We start from the raw sequence: 16822 nt of genomic DNA, 5'->3' as shown, positions 1-16822 counted from the left end.
CGTGCCTATAGCGATGGCTGGGAAGCAGAGATCAGCCTGGCCCGCTTCTTCTGGAGGTATGGCCATGTAAGACCACACAGCGCACTGGGAGGCAAAACTCCCCAAGAGGTCTACACTGAGACCAAACCCTGTTCCTCCCGTCCTGGGTTAACGATGTCAGGGGCCGAATCTGTCCAGTAAAAGGCACCCACCTCAGTTTATTGTCTGCTCGTCCGGTCCTGAATGGAGCAAGATGGCTACTGGCTGTTAAATTATAACCTGCTAACATCAAGATGCAGAAGCCGGGTGCGGAAGCTGGTGTCTATACCAAAGTTAATCCCCGCTTCTAATCTTGGCGTTAGCCAATACAGATCCCGCCGCGTTATATGCCTTCTCGACCTCTTCGGGCATCCTCCCGTGGTGACGATCGCGTATCACCTGATACAGATCGCGCAGCGTGGATTCTAGCCGCTCGGCGTGGGCCTCCATGATTTCAAGGCGGATGTCTACGGGCAGGTTTAGTTCTTCGTGGTGTTTTTTGAGTTCGGTGGTTTTCATCAGAAATAAAAGGCGGGCTAACAAGGCGTTACAGAGAACGCCCATGATCGTCGGTTTGCGTGCTAGGCTCAAAGACTGGTCGTCACTGAGTTTTAACGTTAGCCAAAAACAAAACAACACAATGCCATATCAATACCCGTTCCAAGGAACAGACGAACAAACGAAGCGCCGTGTTTTCGACACTGGCACCCCGATAACAGATTTCGATGCCTCCATATGGAGGCGTGACATTTGTGGTCATGCGATGAAATACTCCGATCACGGAGACACTAATTCGGAATTTGGATGGGAGATCGACCATAAGAAGCCAACGGCAAAAGGAGGGCCAAACACTTGGGAGAACTTGCAGCCGCTATATTGGAAGACCAATCGAGAAAAGGGAGATGCCTATCCTTGGGATTGTTCGATGCGGGGCGGAGCGTAATCCACTGAAACAATGAAGTGGTATATTCCGCCATGTTTGTCCGGTATTGGTTCTACATATAGCCCCATTTTGAGGAGCGTCTCATAGAGCCGTTCGTTTCTTGATGCCGCATCCATATGAAGCGGTGCTTTATCGAATATTGTAGGTGTCACAACAGAAAAATTAAATGAGGCTAACCAGGCAGTGGAGCCAACTCCGGCAGCTGTCACAGGTCGTGCTTGCGCACGCCCAGTGCCAGCTACCTCCGTGGCTCACTTTGAGCGTTGTATTGACTAGCGAGCCCGTGTTGTGCATTTAACCGGGGTTTCCACGCGGTCAAAAAGCTGCCTGCCGATTCAGGCTTCCCATGCAAGCCAGTCTCACAGCTGGTATGGTTTGGGTCACTGACCACCATGCTATGACTTCGATGTTTGGAAAACTTCAATCCATTGCTGGCAAGGCAGGCAATCTGGCCGCACAACTTCAGGAGAAGACAGTTACAGAGTATCTGCCGTTAATTGCCAAGCTTCTCAGAGAGAAGGCGGGTCCGGCTGCTATTGAGATCTTAAATGACCCCGCCAGGATGACGGAACTATCCCGCACGGTATATCAAGTTATGCCGATGCCGGTCAGAATGGCGATTAAAGAAGATGCTTTCAGTTCAGCTGTACTTGCTCACAAGGACAAGTTGATTCCACTTATCCAGGCTCAGATTGAGAATGAACATCTTGATCAAGAAAAGGATGCAAACGCTGCAAGCCAGGAATCTAATGAGGCAGCGCAGGCTGGGACAGAGTCCGTAGCGGTTAAATCATCGCAAGCAGAGATTGTGGTTGATGAGTGTCAAGATCATTATGCCATGAGTATGGATAACACCGACGGGGCGAGCAATACAGCACCACAATCCACCTGAGCCGACACCGGAAGCTTGGTGAACCCAATTATGCAAAAGTCAAATAAATACTCTGCGACCAGCTGATGGCAAGCGTTAGACTTACCTTCTGTGTACACTCCTAGAATGGCACACCTTGCGGAATGCTTTCTGACAGCAATCTCTGTCCAGAAAGCCGTTGAAGGTATCAAGCCAAAGGTGTTTCAAGTTTCAATTGGTTCGTGCAATACTGTTGAAGGACTTGATGTTGACTTTAGAATGAGCGTGGAGATTCTGTTTGATGAGTCTCTGAACTTTCTCGGAGATCGAGTCACTTGCTTTGGCGCGTGTTGGACTTTTTATGGGGAACTAGCCCGCGATTCTGTGGAATGTGAAAGGATCTGCAGAAATGTCAAGATGTAGATGCCTCTCAATGTAGTTGTCGAGCAACTTGGGCCAGTTTCGATTTGAAGCAGGATGGCGAAATGCTTTATGCAAACCCAGAGATCTTGGGCCGATTCTTTCAATTGTTAGCCTCATTTTGGAAGGTAGGCTGAAGGGACCAACTAATGACATTCTTGCGATTTAACTCATGCAGGGCTTGAGTGGGCATCCCACTGCATCTTCCTTAAACAAGATATGATGGTACACTTGGACTATCAGCCTTAGGAGCGATGCAAGCACAGCAGGGCGAGCTCCAACTCTCTTTTCCTGCTGTGCATCCCGCCAGCCGCTCTTCAAAGGTGCGAGAAGCGATTCGTGAGTTATCGGTTGGAGGTGGCATTGAGGCCAGAGGGGCGATTTTCACCAAGCCAGAAGTTGTAGACTTCATCCTTGACTTATCTGGCTATAAGGCTTCAGCCGATCTCACGCAACTCAGGTTTCTGGAGCCCTCTTTTGGCGGTGGAGATTTCTTGATCCCAGCGCTTCGAAGGATCTTTGCTTCATGGCGTACACACAGATCACGCAATCCCACTAGAGCAGAACTTGAAAGTTCAATCGTTGCCTTTGAGCTCCACAAGCAAACATTTTATCAAACTCGTGATTTAATCTCCAGCCTCTTGATTCAAGAGGGCCTCTCGGTAGATGATGCAGAAGCGCTTGTAGGCACGTGGTTGCATCATGACGACTTCCTCCTTGCGCCGATTGATGGCCATTTCGACTTCGTTGTTGGCAATCCTCCGTACGTTCGCCAAGAACTGATCCCGGCGGCCTTGCTCAGGGAATACCGCTGCAGATTCAGCACCCTTTATGACCGTGCTGATATCTATATCCCATTCATTGAGCGCTCTCTTGGGCTCCTGGGGCCAACTGGAGTGTTGGGTTTCATTTGTGCTGATCGCTGGATGAAAAATAAGTATGGCGGTCCGCTCAGAAGGTTGGTGTCCGATGGATATCATCTGAAAATTCATGTTGATATGTCTGATACGCAGGCCTTTCAATCAGATGTGATTGCTTATCCTGCAATCACGGCGATCTCAAGGGCGCCCTCGGGTCCCACGCGTATCGCGCGGCAGCCGGTCATTAGCAAGGAGTCTCTAGAGCGCCTTGCGCAGGAGCTCACGGCTGCTGATCATGTTTCCAATGAGAAGGTGCGTCTTGCCGTTGGTGTGGCGAAGAGCTCTGAGCCATGGCTTTTATCAGGTGCTAATCAGATTGAGCTGATCAGGCGCCTGGAGGATCAGTTCCCCACGCTCGAAGAAGCAGGCTGCAAAGTTGGCATCGGCGTGGCAACAGGAGCTGACCGGGTCTTTATCGCTGACGACGCAAGGCTTGATGTTGAAGCCGACCGAAAACTTCCTCTTGTAAGAACAAGAGACATTTCCAGCGGTGAAGTTAAATGGTTGGGCAAGGCCATCATCAATCCGTTCAATGAAGACGGAAGCTTGGTGAACTTATCCGACTATCCCAAGCTCAATCGCTATCTGGAGGCCCGCAGGGCCACCATCATGGGCCGCCATTGCGCCCAGCGCAATCCCCGCAACTGGTATCGCACAATTGATCGAATTACGCCTTCTCTTTCCTGCAGGCCAAAACTCCTAGTGCCAGACATCAAGGGCGAGTCTCATGTTGTCTATGAAGATGGCCAGTTCTATCCCCACCACAACCTGTATTACATCGTTTCAGATGAGTGGGATCTGCGTAGCCTCCAGGCCGTGTTGCTGTCTTCGTTGTCACGTGCCTTTGTTTCCACGTATTCAACAAAGATGAGAGGAGGCTTCCTTCGGTTCCAGGCTCAGTACTTGCGCCGAATTCGGATACCGGTATGGGGATCTCTGTCTGTGCCGATGAGGGATGAGCTGGCCGATGCTGCTGTCTCCAGGGATATCTCTGCGTGCAACAGGGCCGTTGGCAAGCTTTATGGCCTAAGCCCTGAGGACATGGGCACGTTGTGCAGTGCCGCCTCTGCATGACCTTAGATCTAGCCGGCTATAAGGAGAAAGCCCACAAGGCGGTGAAGGAGTTCTGGGGCAATCGCGATGCCGCCAGACAGCGCCAGCTCGCCTCCGGCAATGTGGATCAAGGGGAGCGGGCTGGTGTGACGGCAGGCAAGAACATGGATGGTTTCCTGTCCCTGGTGATCGATGTTGTCAACTTGAATGGTCTGGCTCATGCCGATGTCCATATCAATCGGGCAATGCTCACCCTGCCTGGATTCTTCCGTCCCACCAAGATTTGGGACTTGGTGGTGCTCCATCGTGGCGAGCTGATTGCTGCGGTTGAGCTGAAGAGCCAGGTTGGATCCGTTGGCAACAACTTCAACAATCGGACAGAAGAAGCCATCGGCACGGCCCATGACCTTTGGACTGCCTATCGAGAAGGTGCTCTTGGTAATCAGCCCAGACCTTTCGTGGGTTGGCTGATGATGGTTGAAGATGCGCCTGGTTCACGCAGGCCCATTCGCGACGCCTCCCCTCACTTCCCAGTGCTTCCCGAGTTCCAGGGCGCTTCTTATCTCGACAGATATGACCTTCTCTGCCAGAAACTCATGAGAGAGGGGTTGTACAGCTCTGCATGTCTTCTCGCTTCTCCAAGAGAGGCGGCCCTTTCTGGCGAGTTTTCTGAGCTCTCCCCGATGACCAGCCTCAAGACATTTATCACATCGCTGGCTGGCCACATCGCTTCCGAGGCTTCTCGCCTTGCTTGACGATGATCTAGCTGCACGTATACGCCGTGGCGGCAGTCAACTCTCGTCAAGGCGCCAACCGCGCCTTATGCAACCGACTCTTCTCATACCACTCCGCAAACTGCGGCACCCAGCCCTGCAGGTGCGGCCACATCAGATCGCAGAGTTCGCGGATTTCCTGCTGGGCATCCAGCTTCGCCCGTAGATCCAGAAAGTGCAGAAACGCCCGCAGGGTGAAGCTCACCACGAAGTGCTGGCGGTAGTCGAACGGCAGGATGCCGCGGGCGTGCTCTTCCGCGTAGCCCGCATCCAGCAGATCGCGGTAACGCGCCGCCGCAGCACGGCAGAGCTCCAGATCAATGGCCCGTTGGGTGTCGTCGTAGATGTATTTCTTACCCTGGCGGTCGTTATAGGCGCCCACGGGCCGTAGATAGAACACTTCCTCCAGGTCTATTTCACCATTGGCGGCCTTGCGAATTCGGTCGCCCGTATATCTCATCGACTGCACATCAAAGCTCACACCAACACGATGGGTGCGCGCCTGTTGCATCACCGAGTGGGGAAACCAGCCCACGTTGAGCACAATCTGGGCGTGCTCGAGCGGGCCGTAGTGGCCGCGTTCGCCGGCCAGCAGGCGCTTCACGCAGATCTCACCGGCCTTGGTTTCATCCGGCCAGTCGGCGCGGTCGGCGGCCACGAAGCCCTCGCTGTAGTCCTGATGCATGCCGGCGTACACGCACTGCTGCGGGTTCGGGGTAGCGGCGATCAGCTCAACCCGGAAGCGGGGATCCATGGGCAGGGGCGGTGAGGGTGGGCGTTTCTGGGGTTGGGCGGTTGGCGTTCCGCGGGCGTTCGGCGCAGGCGGCGTCGGCCCTCAGCCGTGGCTGCGCGGGCCGGTGGCGGCGGGTTCGCTGCTTTGGGGTCCCTGCTCCAGCTCGCTGAGCTTGCCCACGCCAGCTAGGCGGGGCAATGGCTTGTCGTCGATCAGGGCGATCGTGATCGCGGCCAGTTCCGCCGGGCTGCGCAGGCCCAGGGAGCGGCCGATCGGTTGGCCTTTGCGGTTGAACAGCTCCAGCTGCGGGATGCCGTTCACCTCATAGCGGTCGAGCTCCGGGCCCCAGCGGGGATTGTCCACATTCAGCAGCACCACATTCAGCTTGCCGCGGTTCTGGCTTTCCACCGCCTCCATCGCCGGCGCCATCGCCCGGCACGACTCACACCAATCGGCGTAGAACTCCAGGATCGTGGGCCGTCCATTCCCCAGCGCCACCGGCAGCTCTAGCGACCGCCGTGCCAGCTGCTCCAGCGGCGCCTGCGGTTGCAGCCAGCCACGCGCGAAGAACAGCACCAGTGCCAGCAACGCGGCCAGGCCGGCCAGCACCATGCGTTCGCGGCGCCCCAGCGGTGGTGAAGAGATGGGGTCGATGGGCGGTTCGGTCATCGGGGCGTGTGCTGGGATCGCCTCGGGCTGGGGCACTCTGGCAGCTACGCGCTGCAGGCCGGGGCTGCTCGCTGCACGCTGCAAGCCGGGGCTGCCTGCGTCAGCATGGGATTTCGCAGCGCCCGCCCCTCCGTTGAAGCGCCGCCTCACCCTTCACTTCCCGCGCCAGGCGGTGCATCAGCCGATCACCTACCGCCTGGCGGTGGATTTCGACATCGCCGCCAAGATCCTGCGCGCCCAGGTGGCCCCCAACCAGAGCGGCACCATGGTGGTGGAGCTCTCCGGTGACATCGACGAGCTCGACGCCGCCGAGCTGTGGCTGGAAAGCCTCGGCCTCTCGCTGGATCGCGCCCCCGGTGAGATCCGCATCGATCCGGCCCGCTGCGTCGACTGCGGCATCTGCGCCAGCGTCTGCCCCAGTGGCGCCCTGAGCAGTGCGCAACCCGATTGGCGGCTTAGCTTCGATGCCAAACGCTGCTTGGTCTGCGAACAGTGCATCCCCAGCTGTCCGCTCGATGCGATCGCGCTGGTGCTGGAGCCCCGATGACCGCGCCTGCCCCCCGCCTGCGCCGGCCATGGTGAAGGCCCAGCCCCGCAATGGCCCCGTGCGGGCCCTGCTGCGGCTCACGCTGCTGCCCGTGCGCGCGCCGTTCCTGGTGGTGCTGCTGGGGGTGAGTGCCTACCTCGGCATGCAGTGGGTGCTGGTGTACCCCCACGAAGCCGTGTCGCTGCTGGCCCTGCCGCGCCACCAGCAACTGTTCTGGTCGGTGGAGTGCCTCCACTCGCTGATGGTGGTGGTGCTCTGCTCCATGCCCGGTTACCTGCTGGCCCAGGTGTCGCGCCTGATGAACGCCAGCAAGGTGTTCACGCTGGTGTTCTCGTTGCTGGTGGTGAGCGTGCTCGCCATCTACATGATCGATCTGGGCCGCTTGCTGGCCGAAGTGATGATCCTGGGCTCGTCGGTGTTCCTGGCCCGCCTCGACCTCGCCCGCATCAAGGTGGTGCCACCGCCGCCGCAGCTGGCCTTCGTGCTCAGCCTCTACGTGCTGGCGGGCGTCGGCCTCGGGCGTTGGTTGTTCCTTGAGGGGATCTGGCGGCCGTTGCCGGTGTGAGGGGCGCCAGCTGCAGGGGTGCCGCTGAAGCAGGCCGCAGGCTTGCGGCGGGCGTTCAGCAGCCTGGCGTTTGCCGCAGCGCCTCGTAGCTCCATACATTTCCCAGCACCTTTTTCACGTAGAGGCGGGTTTCGGGGAACGGGATCGCCTCCACCCACAGTTCCGGCTCGCGGCTGAGCGAAAGGCTGGGGTCGGCGGGCGCTTCCAGCCAGGCGCCCACGGAGCCCTGGCCGGCGTTGTAGCTGGCGGCCGTCAGGAAGGGATTGCCGCTCCACTGGCGCAGCCGCTGGTTCAGGTAGCGGGCCCCCAGCGGGGCATTCACCTCCGGTTGGCGCAGCTGTTCGTCGGACACCGGCGCCCCGGCCAGCTCCGCCGCCGTGCTCGGCAACAGCTGCAGCAGCCCCACGGCGCCGGCTGGTGAACGCACCCCCGGCGTGAAGCGCGATTCCTGCTTCGCCACCCCCAGCAGCAAGGCGGGGTTCAGCCCTTCCGCCGTGGCTGCCGCCCCGAAGATCGCGCCGAAGCGCAGCGGATGCAGCGCCTGCTCCAGCGGCAGGCTGGCGCGGCAGCTGGCGCCCACCCAACGCAGGCTGGCCAGCTCCAGTTGCCCCAGGCTCGTCCAGTCGTCGCCCACGCCCTGGCGCAGGCGGCCCTCCACGATCAGCTCCGCCGGCCGCTGGGGCGGCTGGTTGCGGCGCGCGGTGCGCCAGCGCTCCCAGGCCTCCAGCGGCTGGTCCAGCCGCCACAGGCGGTTCAGGTTGCTGTTGCCGCTGCTCAGCGGCTGCCAGGGGGTGGCGGCCAGGCCGCTGCTGGTGCCGTCGTTGCGCAGGGCGAGCGGTGCCTCCAGGCCCAGCCGCACCCGCGTTCGCCAGCCGTAGTAGCCCCAGGGGTTGCGCGCCAGCAGCTGGCTCCAGGAGCGGCGCGCCGCCTCGTTCTCGCCCAGCTCCTGCTGCGCGTAGCCCAGCCAGAACAGTTGCCGTGCCGCCAGTGGGCTGGGCAGTTGCTGCGGCTCCAACGCCATCAGCAGCGCCGCCGCTGTCGTCCAGCGGCGCTCCAGCAACGCCTCGCGCGCCAGCTCCCACTGCAGCTCCCAGCTGGCCGGATCGGTGGGCCAGCGGCGTAACACCTGCTCCCAGCCCCAGCCGTCGGCGGCGGCGGCACGGCGGGCTGCCACCGGTGCGCTCTGCTGCAACGCCAGCGGCAACCTCGCCAGCTGGGCCACCGCTTCCGGTGTGTCGCCCTGGCTCAGCAGGCGGGAGGCCTCCAGCGCTTCCGGTGCCGCCGGCCAGCGGCCAGCCAAGGCCAGCAGCCGTGCCTCGCCCGCCTGACCCTGGGCTGCCGTGCCCTTCAGCAGCGCCCGGCCGATCACCAGCTCCGTGGCCGCATCAGACGCTGCCCTCGCCAGGCAGGCCGCCGCGGCATCGCCGTCGCCCAGTTCCCCCAGCCCCCGCGCCAGCACGCGCCGTTCGCTGGCGCTGAGCGGTGGTGTCTTCAGCTGGCAGCTCTGGCGCAGCAGCGCTTCAGCCCCCGGCCAGCGCGCCCCCCAGCGGGCCAGGTGCAGGGCGCCCGCCCGGCGTTGCGCCGCCCCCGGGCCCGCTTCAGCAGCAGCAGCGAGCGCGGCGGGGTGGGCGGGGAAACGGCGCCACAGCTGCCCGCGCAGGGCGGGATCGTTGTGGCCCAGTGCATAGAGCGCATCGGCGCTGGCGGGGTCGGCCGGGAAGCGGCGTAGCAGCTCGCGCCAGCGGGCGGTTTCCACCAGCGGTTGGCCGAGCTTGCCGGCCGCCATGGCATCGAGCTTGAGCGCCACCGCCGCGAGCGGGTCGCGGCCCCAGCCCTGGCCCTGCAGCAGCTCCCGTTGCCGGGCCGGTGTGGCCGCCGCCCGGGCCGTGAGCAGCAGGCTGGCTTCGCGGCGCCGCTCTGGATCCATCTCCCAGCGCCGGCTGCGTTCCAGCGCGGCGGTGCTGGTGGCGGGGCTGGGCAGGGGCCGCGCGTTCAGCGCCTGGCGGGCCAGCACCAGCAGCGCCAGGCTGCCCAGCACGGTGAGCGCCAGTAGGCGTGGGCCTTGCGTGGGCGGGGCGGCCGTTGGCGAACTGGGCACAGGCGGCAGGGGTGGCGGTGACGCCGGCAAAGTTTTGGCATTCTGTAACCACGTCTTCGATCCCCATGGCGCTGCGGCCCTCCTTGCCCCCCCGGTTGACGACCCTGCCCGGTGCGTCCCAGCGCCGCCGCGCCCTGGCCGTGACCGCCCTGGCGGCAGGGGTGTTTTGCCTGCGCCCCTTCTGGCCCCTGCAGGTGCTGCCCGGCTGGGTGGTGGGGGCCCTGCTGCTCTGGGCCGTGCTCGAACTGGTGCGCTGGGTGTGGTGGCCCCGCCGCAGCGTGTAGATCTCGGTGGCGCTTGCGCTGCCGGGAGCTCCCGCCTGAAGCCCGGCACTTAATCTGCGCCCAGCGATTGCGTGTTCATGGCGGAGCCGGCCCCCCTGCCCATCGGCCCGCCCCTCAGTGCCGGTGGGGCCTGGTTCGGCACCGACGGCATCCGCGGCCGCGTCGGCACCCACCTCACGCCCCTGCTCGCCCTGCAGGTGGGCTACTGGTGCGGCCAGGTGCTGCCGCCCGAGGGGCCGGTGCTGATCGGCATGGATTCCCGCAGCAGCGGCCCGATGGTGGTGGCGGCGCTCACCGCCGGTCTCACGGCGGCCGGCCGCGATGTGTGGGACCTCGGGCTCTGCCCCACCCCCGCCGTGCCCGGTGCGATCCGCCGTTGTGGTGCCGCCGGCGGGCTGATGGTGTCGGCCAGCCACAATCCCCCCCACGACAACGGCATCAAGCTGTTCGGCCCCAGCGGCGACAAGCTCGACCGGCAGCAGCAGGAGGTGATCGAAGCGGGCCTGCATGGCCGCGCCAGCGCCAATGCCACCGCCAGTGCCAGCGCCGCCTCCGGCGCCTGCGGGGCGGTGCGGCAGCGGCCCGAGCTGCTGGCCGCCTACACCGACACCCTGCTGGACAGCGTGGCGGGGCGCCGCCTGGACGGCTGCCCGATCGTGCTTGATCTCTGCTGGGGATCGGCCACCGCCTGCGGCGAAGCGGTGTTCCGCGCCCTCGGCGCCGATCTCACCGTGCTGCACGGCACCCCCGACGGCAGCCGCATCAACGTGGGCTGCGGCAGCACCCAGCTCGAGCCGTTGCGGCAGGCGGTGCTGGCCCGTGGTGCGGCGATGGGCTTCGCGTTTGATGGCGACGCCGACCGCATGCTCGCCGTCGACGGCCGCGGCCGGGTGGTGGACGGTGACCAGATCCTCTACCTCTGGGGCGGGGAGTTGCTGGCGTCCGGTGAGCTGCCGGGCCGCCGCCTGGTGGCCACGGTGATGTCCAACCTCGGCTTCGAGCGGGCCTGGCTGGCGCGTGGTGGTGTGCTCGATCGCACCCCCGTGGGCGATCAGCACGTGCATGCCGCCATGGCCGCCAGCGGCGCCGCCCTCGGCGGTGAGCAATCGGGCCACATCCTCTCGGCCCACCACGGCATGAGCGGCGATGGCCTGCTCACGGCCTTGCAGGTGGCCACCCGCATCCACGCCGGTGGTGGCTCCCTGGCCGACTGGATGGACACCAGCTTCTCGCCCTATCCCCAGATCCTGGTGAACGTGATCGTGCCCGACCGCCAACGGCGGCAGCACTGGCACGACTGCCTGCCCCTGCGCGAGGCGGTGGCGCAGGCCGAGGCCGCCATGGGCGGCGAAGGCCGGGTGCTGGTGCGGGCCAGCGGCACCGAACCGCTGCTGCGGGTGATGGTGGAAGCGGCCGAACCCGCCGCCGTCGATCACTGGTCGTCGCATCTGGCCGACCTGGCGGCCGCCGAGCTCAACGGGGTGTGATCAGAGACCAGCCAGCTGCTCGGCGGCAAGGCTGAGCGCACCGTCGCAGGCATCACCGGCGGCTTCCACCAGGGCGGCGCCGGGCAGGCCGGCGGCCAGCGCCTGCCGGTAGGCCGCGGCGAAGGTGGGCAGGTGGACCAGGGCCCCGCCCTGGCCGCACACCCGCGGCTGCTCCAGTGCCAGCGCTGCCGCCACGCCCCGCACCAGGCCAGCGAGGGCGTCGGCGGAGCGCTGCAGCACCGCCAGCGCGTCCGCGTCGCCTGCTGCCGCCAGTGCCTCCACGCAGGGGGCCAGCCGCGCGAAGCCGGCGGCGCCGAACGCCGGCGCCACCACCATCGCCTTCACCTGCTGGGCCGTCACCACCCCGCTTTCCCCCGCGAGGGCCTGCCACAGCGCGGGGCGCAGGCCGGTGCCCGGCCGCCGGCCATCGGCCATCTCCAGCGCCAGCGCCAGGGCGTCGCGGCCCAGGTCGCAGGCGGAACCGCCCTGGTCGAGCAGCCAGCCCCAGCCGCCGCAACGGTGCTCGCGGCCGCGGCCGTCGCGGCCCAGCGCGATGCAGCCGGTGCCGCTGATCACCACGATGCCGGCGCCGGCGGGCCCGTCGCCAGCGAAGGCGCCCCGCAGGGCGGTGCGCTCATCCCCGGTCACCAGCACGCGTTCCGCGGGCAGCTGCAGCGCTGCTGCCGCCAGCTCCTGCCCCCGCTGCTGCACCGCGCTGCCGTGCTCAATGCCGCTGGCGCCCACTCCTGCGGCGGCCAGTGGCGTTGTTGCGGCCGACCCCCCTGTGCCAGGCCCCGTGGCGCCCAGCCCCGCCGCGCCCAGGGCCGCCTGCAGGCTGGCGCGCAGGGCGTGGCTGAAACGCTCCTCCCCGCCGGCGGCCTCCAGATGGCTCACCCCCGGCCCCTGGCCCTCCGCCAGCACCCGCCAGCCGCCACCGGGCTGCACCGCCGCCAGCCGGCAGGTGGTGTGGGTCTGGCCGGCATCGAAGCCGGCCAGCAGGTCGGGCGGCGCGCCGCTGTGGCTGCGGCCCTCAGCCATCGGCAGCGGCAGCCGGCAGTGCCGACAGGGTGGCCAGGCAGAACCAACCGGTGAGTTGCACCTCCGGCCGGAAGAAGATCGTGTCGGTGATCCCCTGCACGGCCAGGCCGGCGATCACGGCCACGGCGGCCACGGCCGGCAGGGCCTGGCGGCCGTTGGCGCGCACCTGGCGCAGCCCCAGCCGCACACTGGCCACCAGCAGCCCGATTCCGGCCAGCAGCCCGGGGATGCCCCCCTCCACCGCCAGCTCCAGCGGAATCGAATAGGCGCTGAGCGCGTTGAACTTGGGTTGCTGATACAGCGGATAGATCAGGTTGAAGGCGCTGTTGCCCGGCCCGATGCCCAGCCAGGGGCGGTCTTTGATCATCTCGATCGCTGCCATCCACACGTTGATGCGGAAGTTGTTGGAGCTGTCTTCCCGGCCGGCGGCGAGGCTCATCACCCGCACCCGCAGCGGCTCCACCAGGGCGATCGCCACCACCAGCGCCACCCCCGCCAGCCCCATCAGCAGCAGCGGAAACACCCGCCGCCAGAACACCGGCCAGTGGCGGGTGAAGCGCAGCAGCAGCAGCACCGCCAGCACCCCGTAGGCGGCCACCAGGCCCAGCCAGCCGCCACGGCTGTAGGTGAGCACCACGGCCACACTGCCGAGCACGGCGGTGGTGAGCGCGAACAGCCGGGCGCTCAGCCGCTGCCAGCGGAGCAGCGCCACCACGGCGATCGGCAGGATCGGCAGCAGGTAGCCGGCCAGCAGGTTGGGGTTGCCGAGCGTGCTGTAGATCCGCACCGTTCCCCGCGCCACCGAGTTGGGATCCGACCAGCGGGCCAGGGCGGAGGAATCGGCGTAGAGCTGGCGGATGCCGATCACGGTCACCAGCAGGCTGCTGCCCAGCAGGCAGGCCGTGATCCGGTCCCACCAGGGCGGCGCCGTGACCAGCAATTGGCGCATCAGCGCATAAACGCTGAGGTAGCTGAGCAGCTTGAGCAGCCCATTAGCGGCCGCCGCCGGCACCGGCGAAAAGCCCGTGGCCAGCACCGACAGGCCCAGCATCACCAGCAGCCAGCCACTGATCGGGCCGATCCGCCCCGCCGGCGTGCACAGCGCCCACAGCAGCCACAGCACCCCCGCCGCCGTGATCAGCAGACTCAGGCCCTCGCGGGTCACCAGCGGCAGCCCGGCCATCAGCGCGCAGAGCACCAGGCCGGCCAGCAGCGGCAGCCGGCGGCCCAGTGGCCCGGCCGCCCAGCCGGCCAGCAGGCCCTGCCAGCGCAGCAACCAGGGAACGGAGCCACGGGCGGGGCCCAGGGCGTTGGGGGTGGTGGAAGACATTCAGGCGCCGGGCGTGGGCGGATTATGGGTGCGGCAGGCGGCTTCCTCCAGCCCTTCCAGAGCAGGCGTGGCCGCGCCGTTGCGCCGATACAACACCCGGTACACCGGCAGCCCCAGCGCCAGCACGTGCTGCTCCCGCTCGGTGGCCACCGGCAGCGGGTTGGTGGGGCGATACGGCCGCGGGTCGTCGGCGGGCCGCTCGAAGCAGCCGCTCGCTTCGGTGACCTGCACCATCGGCACGATCACCGCTTCCACATCGCTCTGCAGCAGCAGTTCGCCGCCCGCTGGCAGGGCCGCCGCCAGGGCCGCCACCAGCGACGGCTGCAGCACCCGCCGCTTCTGGTGCCGTTGTTTGAACCACGGATCGGGAAATTGCAGCGTGACCCGCCGCAGCCGGCCTGGCGGCAGCTGCGCCAGCCAATCCAGCAGGCTCACATTGGCGTTGCAGAACACAAAGCGCAGGTTGTCGAGCTGCAGGCGGCGGCGGTCCTGCTCGGCGGCCTCCACCAGCACCCGGCGGATCTCCACCCCGAGGAAGTTGGTGCCCGGCTGCTGCGGCGCCATCGCCAGCAGAAAGCGGCCCCGGGCGCTGCCGATGTCGAGGTGGAGCTGCAGCTGCGGCTGGGCGAACAGCTCGAGCAGTGGCGGCAACGGCCGCGGCTGCTGATGCACCCGGCTGAGCGGGTTGACGTGCTGACGCACCAAGGCTCAGGTCCCGGCCCGGGCGGCCGCAGGGGGCACGCCGTCGTCGTCGTGGTTGGGCACAAGGAAGCCCCAGCTGGCCGTGTAGCCGTGCAGATGGGTGCTGCCCGCCACCGGGCCGATCTCGCCGTTGCAGAAGGCGCCGGCGATCGGCACCTGCGGAAATTGCTCGCGGCACACGCTCACATCCCCATCAGGCTGGCCGTAGAGGCCTTCGCCGCGGCCCAGGCAGGCGAACAGCAGCGCCGCCAGCGGCGTGCCGTCGGCGCGGGCCTGGCGGCGCAGGAGCTGGCGCAGTTCCTGCCGAGACGCGGCCGCATCGCGCAGCTGGAACTGCACCTGCTGGCCCACCCGCAGTTTTTCCGCCACCGCCACGGCGCCGTTGCGCGGGTCGACCCCCAGCAGGTTGCGCACCAGGAAGGCGGTGGGCTCCGCCGGGCTGCTTTCGCCGGGCAGGCTGAAGTTGCTGCGCGCCACGCCCAGAAACAGCGAATGGCGCACCTGCTCCCGTTCTGCCTGCGTGAGCGATTGCAGGATCCCCTGCAGGCAGTTGACCGGGCTGTTGGTTTGCGCGCCCGAGCTGAGCTGCAGCACCACGTTGCGTTCCGCCTGCTCGATCTCAAACACCGGCCCGATCGGTCGGCAGCCCTGGGCCACCACCGGATCCAGCCGCCAGGCACCGCCGATCAGGCAGCCCACCGCGCCGGTGAGCACGCGGCCATCAAAAAACAGTGAGCCGTGATCGGCGCTGTGGTGGCCGGCGATGCCACCCACCTTCGCGGCCGCCGGGTAGGCGTAATCCAGGCCGCTGATCAGATCGTTGATCTTCTGGCAGGTGGGATCCACGAACAGGAGCATGGAGCGGGCCCGCTCCGGGTCGGCGCCCACCCAGTTGATCCAGTCGAGGTTGTCGCCGTCGAGATCGGGCAGGGAGGCGGGATCCAGCTCGAACAGCTGCAGATCCGCCCCCGGCAGCCGCAGCAGGGTGACGCTCAACGCCGGCTGCTGCTCCAGTTCCCGCGCCTCGCCGCTGGCCTCGGTGCCGATCACCCCGCCGCCGGCGCAGCCGATCCAGTGGCGCGCGTTGAGCCGGCTGCGCAGCAGCGGCAGCAGGCGGGGGAGATCGCTGGCGTAGCTGGTGGAGCAGAACACCAGGGCCAGATCGTTAGCGCCACGGTTGCCCAGCGCCTTCGCCACCTCCTCGATCGCGGCTTCCAGGGAGGGCTGACGGGACAGGGCCGTCTGGCACGAGGCCGGTGCTTCGCCACGTTTGAGCCAGGAGGGCAGGGAAAGCGCAGCCATGGACTGGACCTTACTGCCGGAGCACGACTACGGATAATGGCGCTTCCCGTACCGCCCCTGTGCCAGATCTGCTCTACCGCACCCTGGTGTGGCTGGATTACCGCCTGGCGGTGGTCTTCGCCGTTGGGCTTCCGCTGGTCCTGCTGGTGTGGGCCGTCGCGCGGCGGGAAGGCGCTCTGGTGCGTCTGCTCTCGATTTATTGGAAGGTGGCCAGCCTGCTGGGCATCTCGGTGCTGCTGCTGATCGATGCCCGCCCGCTCGGCTACGTGCTGGCGTTGGTGGCGGAGGTGCTGGTGGTGGTGGCGGTGTGGTTCTGGGTGGATCTCAACGAGGAACTCGACGATCTGCCCCCCTGGCGCCCCCTGCCGCTCACGGTGCGGACCTGGCGCTGGGCGCTCACCTTCTACGGCGTCACGGCGGCGGTGTTGAGCGTTTCGGCGCTCACCTGCCTGGCGGGCGGGGTGAACCGGCCGGTGTGCCAGGCGTGGCTGGAGGCGCCCCGGCAGTTGCACCAGGTGGCCGTGCGGGTGTTCGGCTTCGTCTTCGGTGGGGAGCTCACCCCGGGGCTCACCGCCTTCTTCGGCTACCTGGCGCTGGCCCTCTACGTGGTGGGACTGCTGCAGTGGCTGCTGGTGCGGCTGCCGCGCTTCGGCCGGGTGGCGGGCGGCTTCTGATGGGGCCCGGCCTGCCGTCCCTGCTGCAGCGCCTCGAGCGCATCAGCCACGAGCGCCCCGACCGCGTGCTGCGCCTGCGCGGGCGGCTGCCGCTGGAGCTTGAGGGTGCTGCTGAGATGAAGCCTGATGGGCTTGATGCACCAGGCGAAGCGGCTGCTGCTCAAGCTGATGCTTGGGAACCTTTTGAATTGCTGATCTTTCGCGGTTTCTCCAGCAGCGTCACCCACCCCACCGCCTACGACCCCGACCAGAGCGCCCTGCCGCCCGGCGCCGAGCTCGCCAGCGCTGAACTGCTGGCCGGACCGCTCGATCCCAGCAACGAACGGGTGCTGGTGGCGGCCACCGCGGTGGAAGCCTTCCTCGATCCGGCCACCTGGGCCTGAGCTGGCTCCGCTTGGCCCGGCTCGGCTCTGGCC

At 65.8% G+C, this 16822-nt stretch carries 19 protein-coding genes; 11 read left to right on the top strand and 8 right to left on the bottom strand.

Annotation, left to right across the window (positions count from 1 at the left end):
* Positions 1 to 30: 30 nt before the first annotated feature.
* The gene (locus KBY97_RS13940; RefSeq protein ID WP_315857174.1) at positions 31 to 180 is read left to right on the top strand and encodes an integrase core domain-containing protein; all 150 of its coding nucleotides are present in this window, start codon (positions 31 to 33) and stop codon (positions 178 to 180) included.
* A 132-nt stretch (positions 181 to 312) separates the two neighbouring features.
* Here the strand turns inward: KBY97_RS13940 and KBY97_RS13935 are convergent, their stop codons facing one another.
* Positions 313 to 537, bottom strand: coding sequence for a hypothetical protein (locus KBY97_RS13935; RefSeq protein ID WP_255147831.1), 225 nt, complete (start codon positions 535 to 537; stop codon positions 313 to 315).
* Between the two features lie 43 nt (positions 538 to 580).
* Here KBY97_RS13935 and KBY97_RS13930 point away from each other — a divergent pair, with 43 nt between their 5' ends.
* The 4 genes from KBY97_RS13930 (at position 581) to KBY97_RS13915 (ending at position 4959) form a co-directional block, all read left to right on the top strand.
* Entirely contained in the window at positions 581 to 961 is a 381-nt protein-coding gene (locus KBY97_RS13930) for an HNH endonuclease signature motif containing protein (RefSeq protein ID WP_255147829.1), read from the top strand.
* A gap of 346 nt (positions 962 to 1307) precedes the next feature.
* Positions 1308 to 1853, top strand: coding sequence for a hypothetical protein (locus KBY97_RS13925; RefSeq protein WP_255147826.1), 546 nt, complete (start codon positions 1308 to 1310; stop codon positions 1851 to 1853).
* 632 nt (positions 1854 to 2485) lie between these two features.
* A complete protein-coding gene (locus KBY97_RS13920; RefSeq protein ID WP_255147825.1) occupies positions 2486 to 4225 on the top strand; it encodes an Eco57I restriction-modification methylase domain-containing protein in 1740 nt (579 codons plus the stop codon).
* Positions 4222 to 4959: a PaeR7I family type II restriction endonuclease gene (locus KBY97_RS13915; protein WP_255147824.1), complete on the top strand. Its 738-nt coding sequence runs from the start codon at positions 4222 to 4224 to the stop codon at positions 4957 to 4959. The genes KBY97_RS13920 and KBY97_RS13915 overlap by 4 nt, the downstream gene beginning before the upstream one ends.
* Before the next feature lie 46 nt (positions 4960 to 5005).
* On the opposite strand, the gene thyX is transcribed toward KBY97_RS13915, so the two are convergent.
* Together thyX and KBY97_RS13905 are read right to left on the bottom strand one after the other, a co-directional pair.
* The gene (gene thyX / locus KBY97_RS13910) at positions 5006 to 5731 is read right to left on the bottom strand and encodes an FAD-dependent thymidylate synthase (protein WP_255147822.1); all 726 of its coding nucleotides are present in this window, start codon (positions 5729 to 5731) and stop codon (positions 5006 to 5008) included.
* Positions 5732 to 5812: 81 nt separating this feature from the next.
* Positions 5813 to 6379, bottom strand: a complete 567-nt coding sequence (locus tag KBY97_RS13905) for a thioredoxin domain-containing protein (RefSeq protein WP_255147819.1) — start codon at positions 6377 to 6379, stop codon at positions 5813 to 5815.
* 133 nt (positions 6380 to 6512) lie between these two features.
* On the opposite strand from KBY97_RS13905, the gene KBY97_RS13900 reads away from it, so the two are divergent.
* Entirely contained in the window at positions 6513 to 6926 is a 414-nt protein-coding gene (locus KBY97_RS13900; RefSeq protein WP_255147818.1) for an NIL domain-containing protein, read from the top strand.
* Between the two features lie 28 nt (positions 6927 to 6954).
* Positions 6955 to 7491, top strand: coding sequence for a hypothetical protein (locus KBY97_RS13895; protein ID WP_255147816.1), 537 nt, complete (start codon positions 6955 to 6957; stop codon positions 7489 to 7491).
* Between the two features lie 55 nt (positions 7492 to 7546).
* On the opposite strand, the gene KBY97_RS13890 is transcribed toward KBY97_RS13895, so the two are convergent.
* Positions 7547 to 9589: a lytic transglycosylase domain-containing protein gene (locus KBY97_RS13890; RefSeq protein ID WP_255147815.1), complete on the bottom strand. Its 2043-nt coding sequence runs from the start codon at positions 9587 to 9589 to the stop codon at positions 7547 to 7549.
* Between the two features lie 95 nt (positions 9590 to 9684).
* Between KBY97_RS13890 and KBY97_RS13885 the strand changes: the two genes are divergently transcribed.
* Positions 9685 to 9873 (top strand): hypothetical protein, encoded by a 189-nt coding sequence (locus KBY97_RS13885; protein ID WP_255147814.1) that lies wholly within the window; start codon positions 9685 to 9687, stop codon positions 9871 to 9873.
* A gap of 77 nt (positions 9874 to 9950) precedes the next feature.
* Positions 9951 to 11360 (top strand): phosphoglucosamine mutase, encoded by a 1410-nt coding sequence (glmM, locus tag KBY97_RS13880; RefSeq protein ID WP_255147813.1) that lies wholly within the window; start codon positions 9951 to 9953, stop codon positions 11358 to 11360.
* Here the strand turns inward: glmM and KBY97_RS13875 are convergent, their stop codons facing one another.
* The 4 genes from KBY97_RS13875 to KBY97_RS13860 are packed head-to-tail and all read right to left on the bottom strand — an operon-like array spanning position 11361 to position 15732.
* Positions 11361 to 12398: a BadF/BadG/BcrA/BcrD ATPase family protein gene (locus tag KBY97_RS13875; protein ID WP_255147811.1), complete on the bottom strand. Its 1038-nt coding sequence runs from the start codon at positions 12396 to 12398 to the stop codon at positions 11361 to 11363.
* Positions 12391 to 13728, bottom strand: a complete 1338-nt coding sequence (locus KBY97_RS13870) for an IctB family putative bicarbonate transporter (protein WP_255147809.1) — start codon at positions 13726 to 13728, stop codon at positions 12391 to 12393. Before KBY97_RS13870 ends, KBY97_RS13875 begins: the two co-directional genes overlap by 8 nt.
* Entirely contained in the window at positions 13729 to 14430 is a 702-nt protein-coding gene (gene trmB / locus KBY97_RS13865; protein ID WP_255147839.1) for a tRNA (guanosine(46)-N7)-methyltransferase TrmB, read from the bottom strand. It abuts the gene before it with no gap.
* Positions 14431 to 14436: 6 nt separating this feature from the next.
* Entirely contained in the window at positions 14437 to 15732 is a 1296-nt protein-coding gene (locus KBY97_RS13860; protein ID WP_255147808.1) for an FIST N-terminal domain-containing protein, read from the bottom strand.
* A 59-nt stretch (positions 15733 to 15791) separates the two neighbouring features.
* Between KBY97_RS13860 and KBY97_RS13855 the strand changes: the two genes are divergently transcribed.
* Positions 15792 to 16406 (top strand): DUF3177 family protein, encoded by a 615-nt coding sequence (locus KBY97_RS13855; protein WP_255147807.1) that lies wholly within the window; start codon positions 15792 to 15794, stop codon positions 16404 to 16406.
* Complete coding sequence (locus KBY97_RS13850) at positions 16406 to 16789, top strand: hypothetical protein (protein ID WP_255147805.1); 384 nt, start codon at positions 16406 to 16408, stop codon at positions 16787 to 16789. The genes KBY97_RS13855 and KBY97_RS13850 overlap by 1 nt, the downstream gene beginning before the upstream one ends.
* The last annotated feature ends 33 nt before the right edge of the window (positions 16790 to 16822 follow it).

The sequence above is a fragment of the Synechococcus sp. ATX 2A4 genome (assembly GCF_024346375.1).
Lineage (GTDB): Bacteria > Cyanobacteriota > Cyanobacteriia > PCC-6307 > Cyanobiaceae > MW101C3.
Note: the sequence above shows the minus strand (reverse complement) of the source record. Positions and strands in the feature narration are given on the sequence as shown.

Coding starts and splice junctions, on each gene's coding strand:
- KBY97_RS13875 (WP_255147811.1), bottom strand. CDS start 12,398: ATGGCTGAGGGCCGCAGCCACAGCGGCGCGCCGCCCGACCTGCTGGCC.
- KBY97_RS13870 (WP_255147809.1), bottom strand. CDS start 13,728: ATGTCTTCCACCACCCCCAACGCCCTGGGCCCCGCCCGTGGCTCCGTT.
- KBY97_RS13850 (WP_255147805.1), top strand. CDS start 16,406: ATGGGGCCCGGCCTGCCGTCCCTGCTGCAGCGCCTCGAGCGCATCAGC.
- KBY97_RS13915 (WP_255147824.1), top strand. CDS start 4,222: ATGACCTTAGATCTAGCCGGCTATAAGGAGAAAGCCCACAAGGCGGTG.
- KBY97_RS13905 (WP_255147819.1), bottom strand. CDS start 6,379: ATGACCGAACCGCCCATCGACCCCATCTCTTCACCACCGCTGGGGCGC.
- thyX (WP_255147822.1), bottom strand. CDS start 5,731: ATGGATCCCCGCTTCCGGGTTGAGCTGATCGCCGCTACCCCGAACCCG.
- KBY97_RS13930 (WP_255147829.1), top strand. CDS start 581: ATGATCGTCGGTTTGCGTGCTAGGCTCAAAGACTGGTCGTCACTGAGT.
- KBY97_RS13925 (WP_255147826.1), top strand. CDS start 1,308: ATGCAAGCCAGTCTCACAGCTGGTATGGTTTGGGTCACTGACCACCAT.
- KBY97_RS13860 (WP_255147808.1), bottom strand. CDS start 15,732: ATGGCTGCGCTTTCCCTGCCCTCCTGGCTCAAACGTGGCGAAGCACCG.
- KBY97_RS13895 (WP_255147816.1), top strand. CDS start 6,955: ATGGTGAAGGCCCAGCCCCGCAATGGCCCCGTGCGGGCCCTGCTGCGG.
- glmM (WP_255147813.1), top strand. CDS start 9,951: ATGGCGGAGCCGGCCCCCCTGCCCATCGGCCCGCCCCTCAGTGCCGGT.
- KBY97_RS13920 (WP_255147825.1), top strand. CDS start 2,486: ATGCAAGCACAGCAGGGCGAGCTCCAACTCTCTTTTCCTGCTGTGCAT.
- KBY97_RS13935 (WP_255147831.1), bottom strand. CDS start 537: ATGAAAACCACCGAACTCAAAAAACACCACGAAGAACTAAACCTGCCC.